The organism is Yoonia sediminilitoris (assembly GCF_003058085.1).
Lineage (GTDB): Bacteria > Pseudomonadota > Alphaproteobacteria > Rhodobacterales > Rhodobacteraceae > Yoonia > Yoonia sediminilitoris.
Window position 1 is genome coordinate 39046 of record NZ_QBUD01000011.1, and the last position, 16676, is coordinate 55721.

16 protein-coding genes and 1 pseudogene are annotated in these 16676 nt (G+C 57.0%); 8 read left to right on the top strand and 9 right to left on the bottom strand.

The window, feature by feature from the left end; all coding sequences use genetic code 11:
- Window positions 1-84 precede the first annotated feature (84 nt).
- From C8N45_RS16935 to C8N45_RS23310, 4 genes are all read right to left on the bottom strand, one after another.
- The gene (locus C8N45_RS16935; RefSeq protein WP_168769510.1) at window positions 85-1023 is read right to left on the bottom strand and encodes a type IV pili methyl-accepting chemotaxis transducer N-terminal domain-containing protein; all 939 of its coding nucleotides are present in this window, start codon (window positions 1021-1023) and stop codon (window positions 85-87) included.
- 117 nt (window positions 1024-1140) lie between these two features.
- The gene (locus C8N45_RS16940) at window positions 1141-2667 is read right to left on the bottom strand and encodes a phosphate ABC transporter substrate-binding/OmpA family protein (protein ID WP_168769511.1); all 1527 of its coding nucleotides are present in this window, start codon (window positions 2665-2667) and stop codon (window positions 1141-1143) included.
- Window positions 2668-3329: 662 nt separating this feature from the next.
- Window positions 3330-3845: a sigma-70 family RNA polymerase sigma factor gene (locus C8N45_RS16950; protein WP_245882718.1), complete on the bottom strand. Its 516-nt coding sequence runs from the start codon at window positions 3843-3845 to the stop codon at window positions 3330-3332.
- On the bottom strand, window positions 3842-4012 hold the full coding sequence (locus C8N45_RS23310; protein WP_168769512.1) for a NepR family anti-sigma factor: 171 nt from the start codon (window positions 4010-4012) through the stop codon (window positions 3842-3844). Before C8N45_RS23310 ends, C8N45_RS16950 begins: the two co-directional genes overlap by 4 nt.
- 101 nt (window positions 4013-4113) lie before the next feature.
- Between C8N45_RS23310 and C8N45_RS16955 the strand changes: the two genes are divergently transcribed.
- Window positions 4114-4926, top strand: a complete 813-nt coding sequence (locus C8N45_RS16955; protein ID WP_108387451.1) for a response regulator — start codon at window positions 4114-4116, stop codon at window positions 4924-4926.
- Window positions 4927-4961: 35 nt separating this feature from the next.
- On the opposite strand, the gene metG is transcribed toward C8N45_RS16955, so the two are convergent.
- On the bottom strand, window positions 4962-6674 hold the full coding sequence (gene metG, locus C8N45_RS16960; RefSeq protein ID WP_108387452.1) for a methionine--tRNA ligase: 1713 nt from the start codon (window positions 6672-6674) through the stop codon (window positions 4962-4964).
- Between the two features lie 167 nt (window positions 6675-6841).
- On the opposite strand from metG, the gene C8N45_RS16965 reads away from it, so the two are divergent.
- Entirely contained in the window at window positions 6842-7318 is a 477-nt protein-coding gene (locus C8N45_RS16965; protein WP_108387453.1) for a hypothetical protein, read from the top strand.
- On the opposite strand, the gene C8N45_RS16970 is transcribed toward C8N45_RS16965, so the two are convergent.
- Both C8N45_RS16970 and C8N45_RS16975 read right to left on the bottom strand, forming a co-directional pair.
- Window positions 7315-8544, bottom strand: coding sequence for an MFS transporter (locus tag C8N45_RS16970; protein WP_108387454.1), 1230 nt, complete (start codon window positions 8542-8544; stop codon window positions 7315-7317). The two genes, C8N45_RS16965 and C8N45_RS16970, sit on opposite strands and share 4 nt — an antisense overlap.
- 202 nt (window positions 8545-8746) lie before the next feature.
- On the bottom strand, window positions 8747-10051 hold the full coding sequence (locus C8N45_RS16975; RefSeq protein WP_168769513.1) for a ferredoxin reductase family protein: 1305 nt from the start codon (window positions 10049-10051) through the stop codon (window positions 8747-8749).
- Between the two features lie 225 nt (window positions 10052-10276).
- Between C8N45_RS16975 and C8N45_RS16980 the strand changes: the two genes are divergently transcribed.
- A complete protein-coding gene (locus C8N45_RS16980) occupies window positions 10277-11320 on the top strand; it encodes an aldo/keto reductase (RefSeq protein ID WP_108387548.1) in 1044 nt (347 codons plus the stop codon).
- 29 nt (window positions 11321-11349) lie between these two features.
- On the opposite strand, the pseudogene C8N45_RS16985 reads toward C8N45_RS16980, so the two are convergent.
- Both C8N45_RS16985 and C8N45_RS23020 read right to left on the bottom strand, forming a co-directional pair.
- Window positions 11350-11610: pseudogene (locus C8N45_RS16985) on the bottom strand (GNAT family N-acetyltransferase); the annotation flags it as partial.
- 24 nt (window positions 11611-11634) lie between these two features.
- Complete coding sequence (locus tag C8N45_RS23020) at window positions 11635-11814, bottom strand: hypothetical protein (protein ID WP_133175998.1); 180 nt, start codon at window positions 11812-11814, stop codon at window positions 11635-11637.
- A gap of 255 nt (window positions 11815-12069) precedes the next feature.
- On the opposite strand from C8N45_RS23020, the gene bcoG reads away from it, so the two are divergent.
- The 5 genes from bcoG to C8N45_RS17015 are packed head-to-tail and all read left to right on the top strand — an operon-like array spanning window position 12070 to window position 16149.
- The gene (bcoG, locus tag C8N45_RS16995; RefSeq protein WP_108387549.1) at window positions 12070-12978 is read left to right on the top strand and encodes a 3-dehydrocarnitine:acetyl-CoA trimethylamine transferase BcoG; all 909 of its coding nucleotides are present in this window, start codon (window positions 12070-12072) and stop codon (window positions 12976-12978) included.
- The gene (locus tag C8N45_RS17000) at window positions 12975-13508 is read left to right on the top strand and encodes a lipocalin family protein (protein WP_108387458.1); all 534 of its coding nucleotides are present in this window, start codon (window positions 12975-12977) and stop codon (window positions 13506-13508) included. Before bcoG ends, C8N45_RS17000 begins: the two co-directional genes overlap by 4 nt.
- Window positions 13505-13771: a hypothetical protein gene (locus tag C8N45_RS17005; RefSeq protein ID WP_108387459.1), complete on the top strand. Its 267-nt coding sequence runs from the start codon at window positions 13505-13507 to the stop codon at window positions 13769-13771. Before C8N45_RS17000 ends, C8N45_RS17005 begins: the two co-directional genes overlap by 4 nt.
- Window positions 13771-15225, top strand: a complete 1455-nt coding sequence (locus tag C8N45_RS17010) for a carnitine 3-dehydrogenase (protein WP_108387460.1) — start codon at window positions 13771-13773, stop codon at window positions 15223-15225. Before C8N45_RS17005 ends, C8N45_RS17010 begins: the two co-directional genes overlap by 1 nt.
- Before the next feature lie 21 nt (window positions 15226-15246).
- On the top strand, window positions 15247-16149 hold the full coding sequence (locus tag C8N45_RS17015) for a DMT family transporter (RefSeq protein WP_108387461.1): 903 nt from the start codon (window positions 15247-15249) through the stop codon (window positions 16147-16149).
- The last annotated feature ends 527 nt before the right edge of the window (window positions 16150-16676 follow it).

Here is a 16676-nt window from a genome sequence, read left to right on the forward strand (position 1 = left end):
TCCCTGCCCGGCAAATCGGGGCTGTCCAAAATAAAAAGAGCGCTGCTTGCGCAACGCTCTTATTCGAGTTGATGTGGTCGGGGCTTACAGACCGAGCTTCGAATTTTTGTCGTACATGAACACCACGTTGTTCATGCGTGCTTCCATACCGAGGAAAGCACCAAACAGACGGGTCCGTGTGTTTTCGTCCAATTGGGTCCCGATCAGGGTCGCGTCAAGGACCGGGCGGATGGCAGTCCACTCGTCTACAACGAATTGAAGACCTTCTTCGATACGTTTGGTTGGCGGTGGACGGACGCCCACGCTTTCCAGACCGTTGCGAAGAGCTGAAAGCGATGTATCGAACAGTTCAATCGTGGCGGCCAGCTCTTCGCGGGCGGCTTCGACTTCGATGCCAGATGTAATCAGGCAGACGTTCTTTGACATGCGTTGCGCCAGCATTCGTTGGCGGCCAGCGATGTCGATCAGCAGGGCATCTGCGTGCAAAAGCGCCACCGGATCAGCATATTGCGCAGTAATTTCACTGACGAGGATGTTCACCTCGTCAAGCACAGGGACGGACTGGACGGCGATTGATGCAATCATGTCGCTCTGATTTGCGCCAACTTCGGCGGTCAGGGCTTCTCGCTGCAATGGCTGCCAGACGTCAGCCAGTTCCGAAACCGCGCGCAGCGTCCGGGGGCGGCTTTCTTCGCCCAGAATGCCGAAACCGCGGTTACCGTATAGCAGGGCATCGTTGATCCGCTCAAACTGGTTGGCCGAAATCTGCAAGACAGCGTTGCTTTCGCGCACGGCGATACCCGCATTCAGATTGCAGGCTGACGCGATGATCCGCTGGCTAAGTGTGCCCAACTGGCCTGCAAGGTTGATCCGCTCGCTCGAGCCGACGTCAGTCGCAAAATTCTGTGCAGAAGCGGCCGAGGCCAGACCAAGCGTGGCGATCGTCAACACGCCAAGCCCGTTGCGGATAGCAAAGACGCAATGTGCGACGCTCTTTCTGAGTTGTGTTTGTAACTTTGACATTGTCATTCCTCTATCGTGTCGGGGCGGGAGGGCGAAATCCTGTCAATCTGAGATTTTATCTTGATGTTGAGGCTTCGCCGTCCTGACCCGGTCTGTTCAAAATCCGAAGCTGGCGGGTTAGGCCGGGTTCTTGATCCAGACTTCGACACGACGGTTAATGCGACGGCCTTCGTCACTTATATTGCAACCTGAAGGTGCGATTTCACCGTATCCTACGGACGACAGGCTGATTTCGCTGATCCGGTCGCCGCCAGCGGTCTGAAGCTCTTGCAGGATCTGTGCGGCGCGGACTTCAGAGAGTTGGCGGTTGCCGTCAAACTGGCCCACATCATCGGTGAAACCAACGATCAGAACTTCGCTGCCGGACGGCTGGGTAGCAAGATAATCGACAAGGCGTCCCATATCGATCCGGCCACGTTCGTCCAACCGTGCAGAGCCTGTCCGGAAACGGAAGGTGGTGGAAAGCCTGTCATAATCCACCATGGTGTCCAGCATATCACGCATAAAGCCTGCTTCGTAGCGGTCAGCATCGGGGTCCCTTAGCATCAGACCGCGTGCGCTTTCTGGCGATTGCTCGCGGCGGTCTACACCGAAGCCGATAAAGCCAGCTTTGCCGATCAGGTTGTCGGCCGCGTCTGATGTGGCGAAATCAAGCAAGCCCTTTGTCGCTGGGTCCATGTTGTCTGCACGGTTGTAGAGATACAGACGGCGCTGCAATGCGTATTCTTCCGTGCGTGCAGAGAATGCATCAGGCGTCATCCGGATTCCACATTCGTTGATCAGGGTGAGCGGCTTTGCCCCACGTTGGAATGCGTAGCCCACATAAGTGATCGCGTTGGGGTCTTCGTTGACAATCTGTGACGCTTCACTGCTGGTTTCTGCGATGATGGCATTGGCTGCGACACTTGGGGCATCACCACCAAAAACCCGCTGTTCAAACACCGACCTCGTAGCGGACCCTGACGCGCGCGTAACCAGATTGATGGGGGCATCTGCACCGCCCACTTCGGACCAGTTGGTGATCTGGCCGGTGTAGATCCCTTGCAGCTGGTCTGTGCTCAGTTCGGTGATCGGGTTGGATGGATGTGCCATGACGATCAGGCTGTCCACCGCAATGATGTGTTCCTGATCAGGGGCAATCATATTGCCTGCCCCGTTGTCACGCAGTTCGCGCGCTTCGTTTGGGGTGATGCGGCGGGATGACATGCCGACCTTTGCGGATTTATCCAAGAGGTTGGAGAAGGCATCGCTTGACCCCGTGGACGACACAAGGAACGTTGCAACCTCGTCGCCAAAGCCCTGCTCAGCAACGATGCTGGCAAGGATTTCACCGTTCACTGACGTGTTTCCGATCGTTGCGGCCGCATCAAGTGCACCGGAGTAACCTTCAAGAAGAAGTGGCATGACACCAAGCCCAACTGTGTCTGACCCGGCAATTCTGACGTCAGCAGTTGCGACTTCAAGCTGGGGACAATCGTCGCCAGCGCAGCTTACCCGGCTTGCAGAGACCCGCAGTTCACCAAGGGCTGTGCCGATGATGTATGCGTTATCTTCAAACGCGATGAATTCACCGCGCATGTTCACAGTGCCATCGCTTGATGTCAGCTGGATTTCGCCCGCGCTCATCGCAGAGGGGAGAATCATCGTCGCTGCGAAAGCGATTGAAGCGAGCGCTCTGGCGCTACAGCTCATCGTGGTTTTCATTTCTTCACTCTCCGTTCATTTCTACCCGTCAACGGCAAGTTGAAAACTCAACGTTGACTCAATTCGAGACGTTTTTCTTAATGCCGCCTAATCACCACGTGATTGCGGTCCGATTGTGTGCAAAATGGGGCAAACGCGTGCGAAATGAGGGAATTGTTGCGAATTTGGATATCTCTTCAAAGCAGCGTAGACCTATAATTTTTGATAAATCTCTCAAAATCAATGACATAACATGCTCTCTTGGCATGCGTTTGCCCCTCGCCGAGCCGAAATCATGGGCGTGAGTGCTTCGCATTTTGTAGCGTCAACTGGGAAATCAGGCCTGACTCGTTGTTGCAACCATTGCGTGCGCAACTATCGGCACCAATTTGCATAAATTTTGTACTTTTCAGTCGGCGCGATAGGGAGTTCGCGCCAAGAGCGCCACTCTTTTGCCACATTTCCTGCATCGATATCGAAATCAGCCGACTGTCCCGCAAGATCATCAATGCGCATGTGAGCGGCAATGACCGGTTTGCAGCTTTTCGGGAAACGCATTGCAAAGTTGGTGTGTAATGGGCGTTTCGCCTGTATCTGAAGCCACAGGTGAAAGACCGAACGCTTTAGCCAATGTCTGAAAGCCCATTACGCTCCAATATATCGGCCAATCGCTTCCTGCCGCGGTTGACCCGGCTTTTGATCGTGCCAATCGCGATACCGCATGTTGCTGCAGCCTCTTCGTAGGACATCCCAGATGCTGCAACAAGCGTAAGCGCTTCGCGCTGCTCTGTCGGTAATATTGAAAAGGCCTTTTCGAAGTCCATCACAGCGATTATCTGGTCGGTCCCGCCACCGTCGCTGTACTCTTCCACATCGGTATTTTCGATGTTGCTCAATTCGCGCCGTGACTTGCGCAAGTCCGAATAAAAAGTGTTTCGAACAATCGTAAAGAGCCAGGCGCGCAGATTTGTTGTCTGGTCGAATTGGTGAAACTTACGCCATGCTTTGACGATTGAATCCTGAACAAGATCGTCAGCAGAAGACGGATTCCGCGTGAGGCTCATCGCAAATGCGCGCATCTCCTGCAAGTGTTGTAGGATGGCATCGCGGGGATCGGGCCGGCCAAGCATATTGCTCATCCGTCTTGCTCCGGATCGTTTCTTTTGCCCTGCTCGCGTTGTTGAAGCTGGTTGAGGATATCAATGAAGCGGTCGGGCACGTCCTCCTTGACCATACGTTGGTAAACCCTGCGCAGGTTCTCGTCGATAATACGCTCGACACTTGGTTTCTTCGGCGCTTTCGACATCAAAAATTCCCATTGGAGGGGGCTGGATTATTGTAACAACCTACGAGATAAACGCCATAGGGTTGTGTTAAGTTCCATGAATTCAGGTATAGGATGTTATTATGAGGCGTGCGCAGGTAAGTCCAGACATCTCCAGAGCATTGGCTGCCGATCTTCCTTTTCTGCGCAGATATGCGCGCGCGTTATGCGGTGAGCAGGCCAAAGGGGATTGGTTTGCACTGCGGGCCTTGCAGGCAATTATGGATGGGGAGCAGGCGGGTGAGGATGCATCGACGCCAAAAATCAGACTGTTCAAAGCGTTCATGTCGGTCTGGCATAGTGATGCATTTGACGCGGTCATTGAAACAGAGCTGAAGGCGGCTGTCGCCCAGTCCTATCTGCGCAAGCTGACGTCAGAGGCCCGTCAGGCGTTGTTGCTCCATGCCAATGAAGAATTCACCGTGCCAGAGGTGGCAGAGATTTTGGGCTTGTCAGTTGATGACGCCGACCATCTGATTTTGCAGGCACGCAATGAAATCAGGGAAAACGTCAAAGGCAGCGTGTTGATCATCGAAGATGAGGCGATGATCGCCATGGATCTGGATGACATCACCACGGATCTGGGGCACCACGTGACAGGCACAGCGCCGACCCGGTCGCAAGCGGTGGCACTTGCACAGGGTGAGCTGCCTGATTTGATCCTGTCCGACATCAAACTGGCCGACGGATCATCCGGTGTTGATGCAGTTAACGAGATTCTTGAGGCAGCTGCGGAAATCCCTGTGATTTTCATCACGGCCTTTCCCGAACTGCTGCTGACGGGGGAGCGCATGGAACCCGCGTTTGTCATCACCAAACCCTATACCGAAGAGCAGGTCGAGTCCGCCATCAGTCAGGCGATGTTCTTTCGCAGTACCGCTGCAATCGAGGCGTAGTATGACCCTTGCGTAGCCGATCTGCAAATCTGCCCTTAATCCCGTGTTCCTGCAAAGCGCGCGGCCCACTCTTCGCGCTCTTCGTCAGTTAGCTTGCGGAACAGGTTTTCCGGAACCGTGAAAGCATGGCCAGCGGGCAGCGCGGTCACGGCTGCTCTGACATCCGTGGGCCAGCTGTCATCATCGGTTTGCATCGCCGACAGCAGTTTTGCCGAAGCGTCCGGGATGAATGATGCAGAGAGCACCGCATAAATCCGGATCAGGTTCAGGGCCAGCCGCACCTGCATCGCCGCAGTCTCCGGGTCGGTTTTGAAGGTTGTCCATGGCGCGTTGGCTTGCAGGTATTCATTGCCCAACACCCAGATCGCGCGCAGTTCCGCTGCGGATTTGCGGACCTCGATAGCGTCCATGTGCCCCTCGAACGCGCGGATGCGGGTTGTCAGGTCCGCGATCAGCTGTTCTTCGGCAGGACCAAAGTTACCGCCTTCGGGGACTGTTTCGCCAAATTTGGACCGGCAGAATTTCGTGATCCGGCTGACGAAGTTGCCCAGCACATCCGCGAGGTCCTTGTTCACATCGGTCTGGAAATTCTCCCATGTGAATTCCGCGTCCGACGATTCAGGCGCATGGCTTAGCAACCACCAGCGCCAGTAATCCGCGGGCAAAATCTCCAGCGCCTGATCCATGAATACGCCGCGCCCACGCGAGGTGCTGAACTGACCGCCATCGTAGTTGAGGTAATTGAACGACTTGATGTAATCGACCAGTTTCCACGGTTCCTGACTGCCAAGGATGGTCGCGGGGAAGGACAGCGTGTGAAACGGCACGTTATCCTTGCCCATGAACTGGGTGTAGGTCACATCGTCGGCACCCTTGTCGGTCCGCCACCAGCGTTCCCAGTCTGTGCCTTTGCCCGCGTCCTCCCATTCCTGTGCGCAGGCGATATATTCGATGGGCGCATCAAACCAGACATAGAACACCTTGCCTTCCATCCCAGGCCAGACCTGATCGCCTTTCATCACCGGAATGCCCCAATCCAGATCGCGGGTGATCCCCCGGTCTTGCAGACCGTCGCCGTCATTGAGCCATTTCTTGGCGATGGACGTGGTCAGGATCGGCCAGTCTTTCTTGCTGTCGATCCACGCGGCAAGGTCATCTTTCAATTCGGATTGGCGCAAATACAGATGTTTGGTTTCGCGCACTTGCAAATCGGTCGCGCCGGATATGGTCGAATGGGCATCAATCAGGTCGGTCGGGTCCAGCTGTTTGGTGCAATTGTCGCACTGGTCGCCGCGCGCGGACTCGAACCCGCAGTTCGGGCAGGTGCCCTCAATGTAGCGGTCGGGCAGGAAACGGCCGTCGGCGACGGAATAAACCTGTTCTTCAGTCACTTCCTTGATCAGCCCCACCTCGGCCAGACGCGTTGCAAAACTTTGGGTCAGCTTATGGTTCTGCGGGCTGGACGACCGCCCGAAATGGTCAAAGGACAGCCCGAAACCTTCGGCGATATTTGCCTGCACATCATGCATTTCGGTGCAATAGTCCGCCACTGGCTTGCCTGCCTTGGCCGCAGCCAGCTCGGCGGGTGTGCCATGTTCATCGGTGGCGCACAAAAAGAGAACTTCGTGCCCGCGCTGGCGCAGGTAGCGGGCGTAAAGATCGGCGGGCAACTGACTGCCCACCAGATTGCCCAGATGTTTGATCCCGTTGATATAGGGAATGGCGGAAGTGATCAGATGACGGGCCATGTCTGTCCTGCGCAAGAAATTAGTCTGGCCTTTCCTCTATCCTTCCTTTGCGGGCAGATCAAACCCGCAGATGTCACACTGGGTCAGGCACCTGTTCGCGCTGGTCAACGAATCAATTGTTGTGTACGATGAGAGTAATCAAACAAGAAAAGATACGAGGCAACAAAATGAAGCATCTCTTGGCAGCAGGCGCGCTGGCAATGGCCGCAACCGGGGCCACGACCGCGGCATGGGCGCAGGAATTCCACGCTGGATTTTCGTTGGATTATGCCAGCCCGACCGAGGGCGACTCGCAAACCGCCATTTCCGGCATCGCGGGCGTGACCTTTGGCCGTGACGTCCTGACCTATGGGGTCGAGGCCGAAGCAGGCGTTCCCTTGGGCGGAAACACAGATTACGACACGACCCGTTTTCGCGCGATTGGCCTTTATGATCTGGGCGATTACGAAGTTCTGGGGGCTGCGGGTTTCACCCGCTATGGGCTGGCAGACGACAGCGAAGATGGCGTCAATTTTGGATTGGGTGTGCAGCGCGACTATAGCGACTGGACGATCCTGCGCGCCGAGTTCATTCGCGACAACATGAGCAGTGACAATGTGCCGGATGCAACCACGGCCCGGATTGGCGTTCTGTTCAACTTTTAAGGGCCACGCTCGCGGCTGCGCCGCAGAAGCCGCCCAATAAAAAAGCTGGTGCGCGGCGCGTAGACATAGGCCGTGCGCGCATCGGGCGTGGCGCGCACACGCATCCGTCGTAGCCCAAAGACAATCAGCAGAACATGCCCCGCAGATAGCGCATAGAACAGGGACGATGGCCCAAAGCTGTCGATCAATTGTGCCGTGCCGTAGGGGGCCGCAATGGCGCCAACTGCATAGAAAAACATCATCGCTGCCGATAGTTCGACACGCTGTTCGGTGGTCGCAAAATCATGGGCGTGCGCTGTTGCGACAGAATATATGGGGAATGTCGTACATCCGAAAAAGACCGCTGCCAGATAGACGCTGTTCGCGCCATTCCCCGACGCGACCACAGTCACGACGCAGGCGAGAACGGCAGCAACGGACAATCCTATCATGACCCAGCGGCGATCGTATTTGTCGGCCAGCCAGCCCATCGGGTATTGTGCGATGGCCCCGCCGGCTACATAGGTCGCCAGAAAATAGCCGATCTGGTCGGGTGTCAGCCCGACCTCCTGGCCATAGACGGGGCCGACCATCCGAAATGATGCGCTGGACAGCGCGGCCACAAGGACCGCGGCGACCCCAAGCGGTGAACAGGCCCACGCAAGGCCGGGGCGCAGCCGGGTGGCGCGGGGCGTGATCGGTTGTTCTATTTTGGTGACCGCCAGCGGCAACAAAGATGCGCAGCATAGTATGGTCAGTAGATTGTAGGCGATATAGGTTTCGACCGTGGCCAGTGCCCCGATCATGAATTGCGCAACAAGTGACGCACAGACATCCACAATCCGGTAGCTGCCCATGGCCCGCCCGCGTGTTTCATTCGTGACCTTGGCTTGCAGCCACGCTTCGATCACCGTGTAGCAACCCGCAACACAGACCCCGGTGGCCACGCGGAACAACGCCCAGATCAATGGGTCTTGCGTTAATACATGTGCGGCTAACCCGATGGCGCCCATCGCGGTAAAGCTGGCATAGGCCCTGCTGTGGCCGACATCGCCCATCAAACGCGGCGCCCACCAGCAACCGATGAAGAAGCCAAAGAAATGGGCCGACCCCAAGAAGCCGACCTCTGCTGTAGAAAAGCCTGCATTCAGCCCGGTGAGGGCGTCGAGCGGGCCAACGCCACCAGACGATAGCTGAAGCAGGGCCACCGATAGAAAAAGAGCGGTAAAGGAAATGAGCATGCGCATGGGGCTACCTATGCCCGCTACCTCGCCTTGTGCCCGCACAGCCACGACACGCGCATGTCGTTTCCGGCCCGATATGCCCCAGCTTGCCTGCGGAACGCTGCGCTACCGTAGAGCAAACGCCAGCAAGATGACGCACAGTATGAAACCGACCAAATACAGCGCGATGGAAACGCGCTGCCGCAGGCCTGAGTGGCGAAATGTCTTAATCATATACAAACCTCTCTGACAGGATGCGGTCAGATGGGGTGCCGCGTTTGATCAGATAGTCCTCTACAATATCCATCATGATGGGTGGTCCGCACATGACAAAGACCCAGTTCTTGATTTCCGCGTCCGAGAAAACACGATCCAGAAGCGGTGGATCAATGAACCCTGTCTCGCCCTGCCAATCATCTGCCGGTTCAGACAACACATAGGTCACGTCTACTTCGTCCAGTTCGTCTTTGTGGGCGATTTGCGTCTGCGACCGGTTGCCATAAATCAATTTGATTTTGCGGGGATCATCCGTCAGGCGCATTTGCCGCAATATCCCCAAAAGCGGGGCCAGCCCCACTCCGCCAGCAATCAAGCCAACGCCGGGTTCGCTGCGCCCATCAACGGACAGGCTGCCATATGGGCCATCAAGATATGCGACCGTGTCGGGCGTGATCTGGCCGATGGTACTGGTAAAGTCGCCAAGCTCTTTGATCATGAAAGAAATCTGCGGCCCGGCGGCTGGCGCAGAGGCAATCGAGAAGGGGTGTTCTTTGATCGAGAAGGCGCTATGGCCCACATTCAACCAAGCAAATTGCCCTGCCGTGTAGTTAAGCCCGGAATGACCATCGGGTGTGACGGCCAGCTCCCATTGTTTCGGGGTCAGCTGGGTGACGGACTGCACACGCCATTTGCGGGCCTGATCCCGCAACGGTTTGAGCAGATAGACGTAGATCAGCGACCCGATCGCAAGCCCCGCCATGGTAAACCAAAGTACGATCATCACGGGTTGTGAGCCGTAGCGCCCTGCATAGATCGTGTGATGCAGCAAAAGCGCTGCAATCAGAACTGCGCCAATCCCGTGCATTAGGCGCCATGTCTCGTATTTATAGTCCAGCTGAGTGCGTCCGATTGCCAGCAGAAAAAAGCTGGCAAGCAGAAGGTAGGCCAAAATGCCGGTGGAAAGGGCACTGAAATCAGTGGTGATCGTCAATTCACGGCTTGGGTCCCACGGACGCGGGGCGCCAGAAAACGCGCCTTGGAACAAAAAGGGGTGCAACATGGCAAACGCGAGCGCAATCCGCGCCGTGATCTGGTGAAACCGCATCGTAACATCCATGCCGACGCCGCGCGATATCGCCCTGAAACGGCCGGACAGGACGAATTCCATCAAAATGATTGAAAACGCGAGGATTCCAAGCCCAGAGGCAAGTTCGAGATGAAAGGCACGCGGCGGAAAGCCGAGCAGCCACGAAAGGGTTAGTGGCAGCGTGACAGCAACAAGGTAGGCGATAATTAATAAGACAGGCTTCATATGCATTTGCCAGATTATTTGCGCAACGATAGCGGCTCAGTCGCGTGCTGGAAATGACATAGGTCAGGCGTGCATGCGCGTTGGACTGCGTGGTTGCCCCGCCGGCAGAGGCATGTGCTGATCTTTGAACCCCGGCGTCCTGATCGCAACATATCGCAATGTGCGCTTGCCTCTGTCAGTTTGCGCATTAGGGTCCGGCTTGAGCAGATAGATGAGGTTTCGCATATGAAAATGATCCCCCTTGGCCGCACCGATATACAGGTCAGCGACTGGTGCCTTGGCACAATGACTTTTGGCAACCAGACGCCTCAGGACGACGCGCATCGCCAGATCGACATGGCACTGGATGCCGGGCTCAACTTTCTGGACACTGCCGAGATGTATCCGGTCAACCCGATCCGCAAGGAAACCGTGGGGCTGTCGGAACAGGTCATCGGGAACTGGATTGCGAAAACAGGGCGCCGTGATGATATTGTCGTCGCCACCAAAGTGTCGGGCAACAATCCGGGCTGGGTGCGCGATGGGCGCGGTTATGACGGGGCCGTTATCACGGAGGCGATCGAGACGTCGCTCAAGCGGTTGCAGACCGATGTCATCGACCTTTACCAGATGCACTGGCCGGTGCGTGGATCTTACATGTTCCGGCAGAACTGGACCTATGACCCCTCTGGGCAGAACCGTCAGCAAACGTTGGATCACATGGTGGATGTGCTTGAGGCCTTGGGGACCGCGGTCAAGGCTGGCAAAATCCGCGCCATCGGGATGTCCAACGAAAGCGCTTGGGGCATGACCCGGTGGATTGATCAGGCCGAGGCGGCTGGTCTGCCGCGCATGGCATCAGTGCAAAATGAATATTCGTTGCTGTGCCGCTTGTACGACACAGACATGGCCGAGATGGCGGTGAACGAAGATGTGACTTTATTGTCTTTCTCGCCATTGGCCTGCGGGCTGCTGACGGGCAAGTATCAGGGCGGTGTTGTTCCCGACGGCAGCCGGATGTCGATCGGGCCCGAGTTGGGCGGACGGATGACGGACCGGACCTTGCCTGTGACGCAGGCCTATCTTGATCTTGCGGCAGACCACGGGCTGGACCCGGTGCATATGGCGATGGCGTGGCAAGCTACCCGGCCCTTCCCGGTGTCTGCGATCTTCGGGGCCACAACATCAGACCAGCTTGAGCACATCCTCGCGGGCAAGGATGTCACGTTGGATGAGGCTGTCATCAATGAGATCGATCAGACGCATCGGGCGAACCCGATGCCCTATTAGACCGCAGTGCGATGCAGCGTAAGATGGGTTCAAACCCATCTTACGGTTTGGCTAAAGCGGGATGCTGAAACGCGGGCCAGGCTGCTTGCGATTTCATCCAGCGCCATGGCACGGTAGGTGCCAGCGGCACTTGGGTTGTCAGGCGACGTCCCGATGGTCAGGCGGACAACACCTTGCCCGTCTGCAAAACCCTTGGCAGCGTCGATGAGGGCGCGGCCGAGCCCTTGACCGCGCTGGGCCTCTTCCACGAACAAATGCGCGATATCGAAACAGGGGCCGGTGCGCATCGGTTGCCAGTGTGGTTCGAGTACCGCTTAGCCAACCCGTTTGCCAACCTTGTGGACGATGAAACACACAAGCGGGCCATAAATCAGTTGTGCCTGTGCCTGCGCCATCCCCAGTTGCGAGGTATCGCCATTCTGCGCGCAGAGCCTGGCGATCATGCCCAAAAGGGCATGTATGTCCTTGGGTGTTGGCTTTGAAATTTCAGTCATTGTCGTGTCCTTGCGTTTGAAGAGCCCGCATGGACCGCGCATCACATTCGCCCTCGCAGGCGATTGGATGTCTTTTGATGTCAGGAAAGAGCCAGCCGCCGCTATCTGGGCCGCGCAAAATACATCGTTGTGATGTGTGCTTGGCAAATCAAAGGCGGCTCGATGCCTGACTGCGTCATTCTCTGTCAAGTTTTCTGGCTTGATTGCGTCGCTGGATTCAGAAAAAGTCTGCCTGAAAACAAAAAGGGACCGCCTATGCCACTGTCAATGAACCGCGAGGTCTTTATTACCGCTGCCATCACTGGATCAGGCGCGACGCAAGACCGAAGCCCGCATGTCCCCCGTTCACCGCAGCAGATTGCCGATAGCGCCATTGACGCGGCCAAGGCGGGCGCCGCAGTGGTCCATTGTCATGTACGCGACCCTGAAACTGGCGTGCCCAGTCGCCGGCTTGATCTGTACCGCGAAGTGACCGACCGCATTCGCGCGGCCGAGGTTGACGTGGTCTTGAACCTGACCGCGGGCATGGGCGGCGATATCGTTTTTGGCGGGGTGGAGGCACCCCTGCCGACCGTCGCGGGCACCGATATGGTGGGCGCCACAGAACGTATTGCCCATGTGGCCCAATGCCTGCCCGAGATTTGCACACTCGACTGCGGGACGATGAATTTTGCGGAATCCGACTATGTCATGACCAATACACCGGGCATGCTGGTGGCCATGGGTCGCATGATGACCGACCTTGGTGTCAAACCGGAGATCGAGGCGTTCGATACGGGCCATCTGTGGTACGCCAAGCAATTGGTCAAGGACGGCGTATTGGACAGCCCCGCGTTGGTTCAACTTTGCATGGGAGTGCCGTGGGGGGCGCCTGATGATCTGAATACCTTTTTGGCAATGGTGAACAATATTCCCGACGACTGGACCTTTTCGGCTTTTGCCCTGGGCCGCCACCAGATGCCTTTTGTAGCGGCGTCGGTCCTGGCGGGGGGCAATGTGCGCGTGGGGCTGGAGGATAATCTGATGCTGGATCGCGGCGTGCTGGCCACCAACGCGCAACTGGTGGAACGGGCCGCGACCATCATCGAAAATCTGGGCGCCAAAGTCATTGGTCCCGCCGCGGTGCGCGCAAAACTGGGTCTGACCAAACAGGTCCCCGCGTGAAGGCCCTCGTCTTTCTGATAGCCCTTGCAGGCTGCGCGACCCAAGATAGCGGTGGTCTCTTTTCGGTCTACCGCGATACCGCCGCGCCGATTGCGTCCAAAGCAGTGTTTGACCCCGCGCGCTACCTTGGGACATGGCACGAAGTCGCCCGCTATCCGGTCCCGTTCGAGGCTGGCTGTGTGGGTGTCACCGCCACCTACGGTTTGCGCGACGACGGGCTTTTGTCAGTGCTCAACATTTGCCGCAACGCCGATGGCTCAGAGAAATCCCGCATCAGCGGAACGGCTGAAATTGTCGGCGCCGGAAGGCTGAAGGTACAGTTTGCATCAGTGCCCTTTGTCAGGGCTGACTATTGGGTCTTGTGGACAGACGATGCATATCGCACAGCAGTCGTGGGCGCGCCCAACGGGCGGTCAGGCTGGATATTGAACCGAACACCGGACATTCGCGCCGATCGTCTGCAAACGGCACGTGATATTCTGGAATTCAACGGCTATGATCTAAGCCGTCTGATGGAGGTAAGCCAATGAAGCGTTTGATCCTGAGTAGTGCGATCCTGTGCGCCGCTTGTGAAGGCGGCAGCGGCGGGCTTGGTGGCCCCTCCGGTGACGGCGGCATGCGGGAATTCATGGTGATCGGCAGTTCGATGGGGTTCGAACGGTGCCGGTCCTTGGGCGGGCTGATCATTCGGGACAGCAACACCAATATGGTGGCCTGCGACCCGCAAGTGCGCGGTGAACCTGTGCCAGCAGATGAATTCAACCACCCTGACATCAATCCGGCAAAAGCCTGATGACACAAACCGCGGCGATCATTGGCGGTGGCGTCATCGGCGGCGGCTGGGCTGCCCGCTTCCTGCTGATGGGATGGGACGTGCGGGTCTTTGACCCTGACCCGGATGCCACACGTAAAATTCATGAAGTGCTGGATAACGCCCGCAGGTCACTGCCCGGTATCTCCGATGTGGCGTTGCCGGACGAAGGCAGGCTGAGTTTTCATGACACCATGACAGAGGCCGTGGAAGGCGCGGTATGGATACAGGAAAGTGTGCCAGAACGGCTTGAGCTCAAGCGCCGCGTCTACCAGACGATACAGGAACATTGCGATCCTTCGGCGGTGATTGCGTCGTCAACCAGTGGCTTCAAGCCATCGCAGTTGCAGGGCTGCGCGACGCGGCCAGCGCAAATCCTAGTGGCGCACCCCTTCAACCCTGTTTACCTGCTGCCCTTGGTTGAATTGGTGCCCTCTGATCAAACTCCGCCCGCCCATGTCGAACGGTCCAAGGATATCCTGACCGGCATCGGCATGTACCCGCTGCATGTGCGCGCCGAAATTGACGCCCACATCGCCGACCGCTTCCTCGAAGCCGTGTGGCGTGAGGCGCTGTGGCTGATCAAAGACGGGATCGCCACCACAGAAGAAATCGATAATGCCATTCGTTACGGCTTTGGCTTGCGCTGGGCGCAGATGGGGCTTTTTGAAACCTACCGTATTGCGGGTGGCGAAGCCGGGATGCGCCATTTCATTGAACAATTCGGCCCCTGTCTTGAATGGCCGTGGACCAAGCTGATGGATGTCCCCACGCTGACCGATGACCTGATTGACAAGATCGCAGGGCAATCCGATGCGCAGTCGGGTCAGTACACCATTCGTCAGCTTGAGCGCGCGCGCGACAATAACCTTGTGACGATCCTACGCGGGCTCAAAGGGCAGGATTACGGGGCAGGGGCGCTGCTGAACGCCCACGATGCGCGCTTGCAAGGCGACATTCGGCTGCCCGATGACTTAAGCAAACCGATTGTCACCATTGACCGTGTCGTGCCGCTGGACTGGACAGACTACAACGGGCACATGAACGAGGCGAAATATTTGCAGGCCTTTGGCGATGCCACTGACCGGTTGATGTGGCTTGTGGGCTGCGATGCGGATTACATTGCCAGCGGATCAAGCTTTTTCACTGCCGAAACCCATATCAGGCATCTGGACGAGGTCCACGCGGGCACCCGTATCCGGGTGGAAACGCAGGTGTTGCAAGGAACGGGTAAGAAACTGCATGTCTTCCACCGGATGTTTGCAGACACGCGCGAATTGGCCACCGGTGAACATTTCCTGCTGCATGTGAACCTTGAAACCCGCAAGGCCTGCGACCCTGACGATCGAGTTGCAGTTCCTATGGCGCGCGTAGCCGCCGCTCACGCGGACCTGCCACGGCCGGAAGGTGCGGGGGCCGCAGTAGGCATCCGCTGATTTCCCTGCCATAGGGGGCATATGGAACCTTGGATACTCATCACGCTCGGGGCTGCGTTTGCGCAAACGCTCCGGTTTATGCTGCAAAAGCACCTCAAATCGACGCGCCTGTCGACAGCAGGTGCGACGTTTGCACGGTTCATCTATTCTGCCCCTTTGGTTGCTGTCATTGCCATAATCTATGCGCAGATCAGCGGGCAGGGCAGCCCTGACATTCCAGCCGCTTTTTGGCCCTATATGCTGATGGGCGGCACATCGCAGATCTTGGCAACGATGTGTGTGGTTGCCCTGTTTGCCCATCGGAACTTCGCGGTTGGCATCACTTTCAAAAAGACCGAAGTCCTGCTGAGCGCGCTGTTCGGCTTTTTGATCCTGGGAGATATGTTTACCTGGCCCGCGATCCTTGCCATCTGTATCGGATTCGTCGGTGTGTTGCTTCTAGCCGACACGCCGGGCGGTGACGGGCCGTGGCGTAAGCGCATCCTCAGCCGGTCCACCGCACTGGGTCTGGGGTCAGGCATCCTGTTCGGGATATCGGGCAACGGCTACCGGGGTGCGTCCCTGTCGTTGGGCGATGGCGACGTTTTCTATCGGGCGATCATCACACTGGCCTGTGTGACGGCTTTTCAGACATTAACCATGGCGGTGTGGCTGGTCTGGCGCGAAAGGGGGGAAATCACCAAGGTGATTGGCGCATGGCGCGTGGCCGGACTGGTGGGGCTGACCAGTATGGCAGGGTCGATCTGCTGGTTCACCGCCTTCACGCTTCAAAATGCGGCCTACGTCAACGCAGTCGGCCAAATAGAGCTGCTTTTTTCGCTCATCATCGGCGCATTCGTCTTTGGTGAAAAAGTCGGGCTGCGCGAATGGCAGGGCTTGCTTCTACTCACAAGCAGTATCGGGATGCTGGTGTTGGTGACGTAGCGGCTTTGACCCCATCTCGGGGACAATCCGGGTCGCACTGTTAACCATTCGCGCACAATCCTTTGGGTACCCTAAAGTATTGTACACCCGTTATTTATACAGCCAGCCGCGGTGGTATAGAAAAAAAGGGGGTTGTGATGTCACTAAATGCGCAGAAAATACCGGCTGAGAAGCTTCGATTGTGACGGCTGGTGACTTAACCTGAAGTTGCATTGTCATTCTTGATGACAACGCATTTGATCGCGAACGTGTGTCGCGGTTTCTGAAAGGTACAGGCATCACAGCTGAAACCCATTCCGTCGGAACACCTGCGGCGTTCAAGGATCAAGTCGAAAGGGGGCGTTTGATTTTGCGCTGATCGACTTCAACCTATGCGACGGCACAGGATTTGATGCTTTGGAAATCCTGCGAACGCTGCCCGGCGCAAGCAAGACCGTTCCCATTCTGATTTCCGGGAATATCACGCCAGAAATCACCGTAAAGGCAATGAAAGACGGGTATACCGATGTGTTGAGCAAGGAAAAGCT

What these genes read in the sequence shown, in the direction of transcription:
- C8N45_RS16975 (WP_168769513.1), bottom strand. Translation starts at nt 10,051, where the DNA reads ATGAAGCCTGTCTTATTAATTATCGCCTACCTTGTTGCTGTCACGCTG.
- C8N45_RS17010 (WP_108387460.1), top strand. Translation starts at nt 13,771, where the DNA reads ATGACACAAACCGCGGCGATCATTGGCGGTGGCGTCATCGGCGGCGGC.
- C8N45_RS17005 (WP_108387459.1), top strand. Translation starts at nt 13,505, where the DNA reads ATGAAGCGTTTGATCCTGAGTAGTGCGATCCTGTGCGCCGCTTGTGAA.
- C8N45_RS17015 (WP_108387461.1), top strand. Translation starts at nt 15,247, where the DNA reads ATGGAACCTTGGATACTCATCACGCTCGGGGCTGCGTTTGCGCAAACG.
- C8N45_RS16940 (WP_168769511.1), bottom strand. Translation starts at nt 2,667, where the DNA reads ATGATTCTCCCCTCTGCGATGAGCGCGGGCGAAATCCAGCTGACATCA.
- C8N45_RS16970 (WP_108387454.1), bottom strand. Translation starts at nt 8,544, where the DNA reads ATGCGCATGCTCATTTCCTTTACCGCTCTTTTTCTATCGGTGGCCCTG.
- C8N45_RS16950 (WP_245882718.1), bottom strand. Translation starts at nt 3,845, where the DNA reads ATGAGCAATATGCTTGGCCGGCCCGATCCCCGCGATGCCATCCTACAA.
- C8N45_RS16980 (WP_108387548.1), top strand. Translation starts at nt 10,277, where the DNA reads ATGAAAATGATCCCCCTTGGCCGCACCGATATACAGGTCAGCGACTGG.
- C8N45_RS23310 (WP_168769512.1), bottom strand. Translation starts at nt 4,012, where the DNA reads ATGTCGAAAGCGCCGAAGAAACCAAGTGTCGAGCGTATTATCGACGAG.
- bcoG (WP_108387549.1), top strand. Translation starts at nt 12,070, where the DNA reads ATGCCACTGTCAATGAACCGCGAGGTCTTTATTACCGCTGCCATCACT.
- metG (WP_108387452.1), bottom strand. Translation starts at nt 6,674, where the DNA reads ATGGCCCGTCATCTGATCACTTCCGCCATTCCCTATATCAACGGGATC.
- C8N45_RS16935 (WP_168769510.1), bottom strand. Translation starts at nt 1,023, where the DNA reads ATGTCAAAGTTACAAACACAACTCAGAAAGAGCGTCGCACATTGCGTC.
- C8N45_RS23020 (WP_133175998.1), bottom strand. Translation starts at nt 11,814, where the DNA reads ATGACTGAAATTTCAAAGCCAACACCCAAGGACATACATGCCCTTTTG.
- C8N45_RS16955 (WP_108387451.1), top strand. Translation starts at nt 4,114, where the DNA reads ATGAGGCGTGCGCAGGTAAGTCCAGACATCTCCAGAGCATTGGCTGCC.
- C8N45_RS16965 (WP_108387453.1), top strand. Translation starts at nt 6,842, where the DNA reads ATGAAGCATCTCTTGGCAGCAGGCGCGCTGGCAATGGCCGCAACCGGG.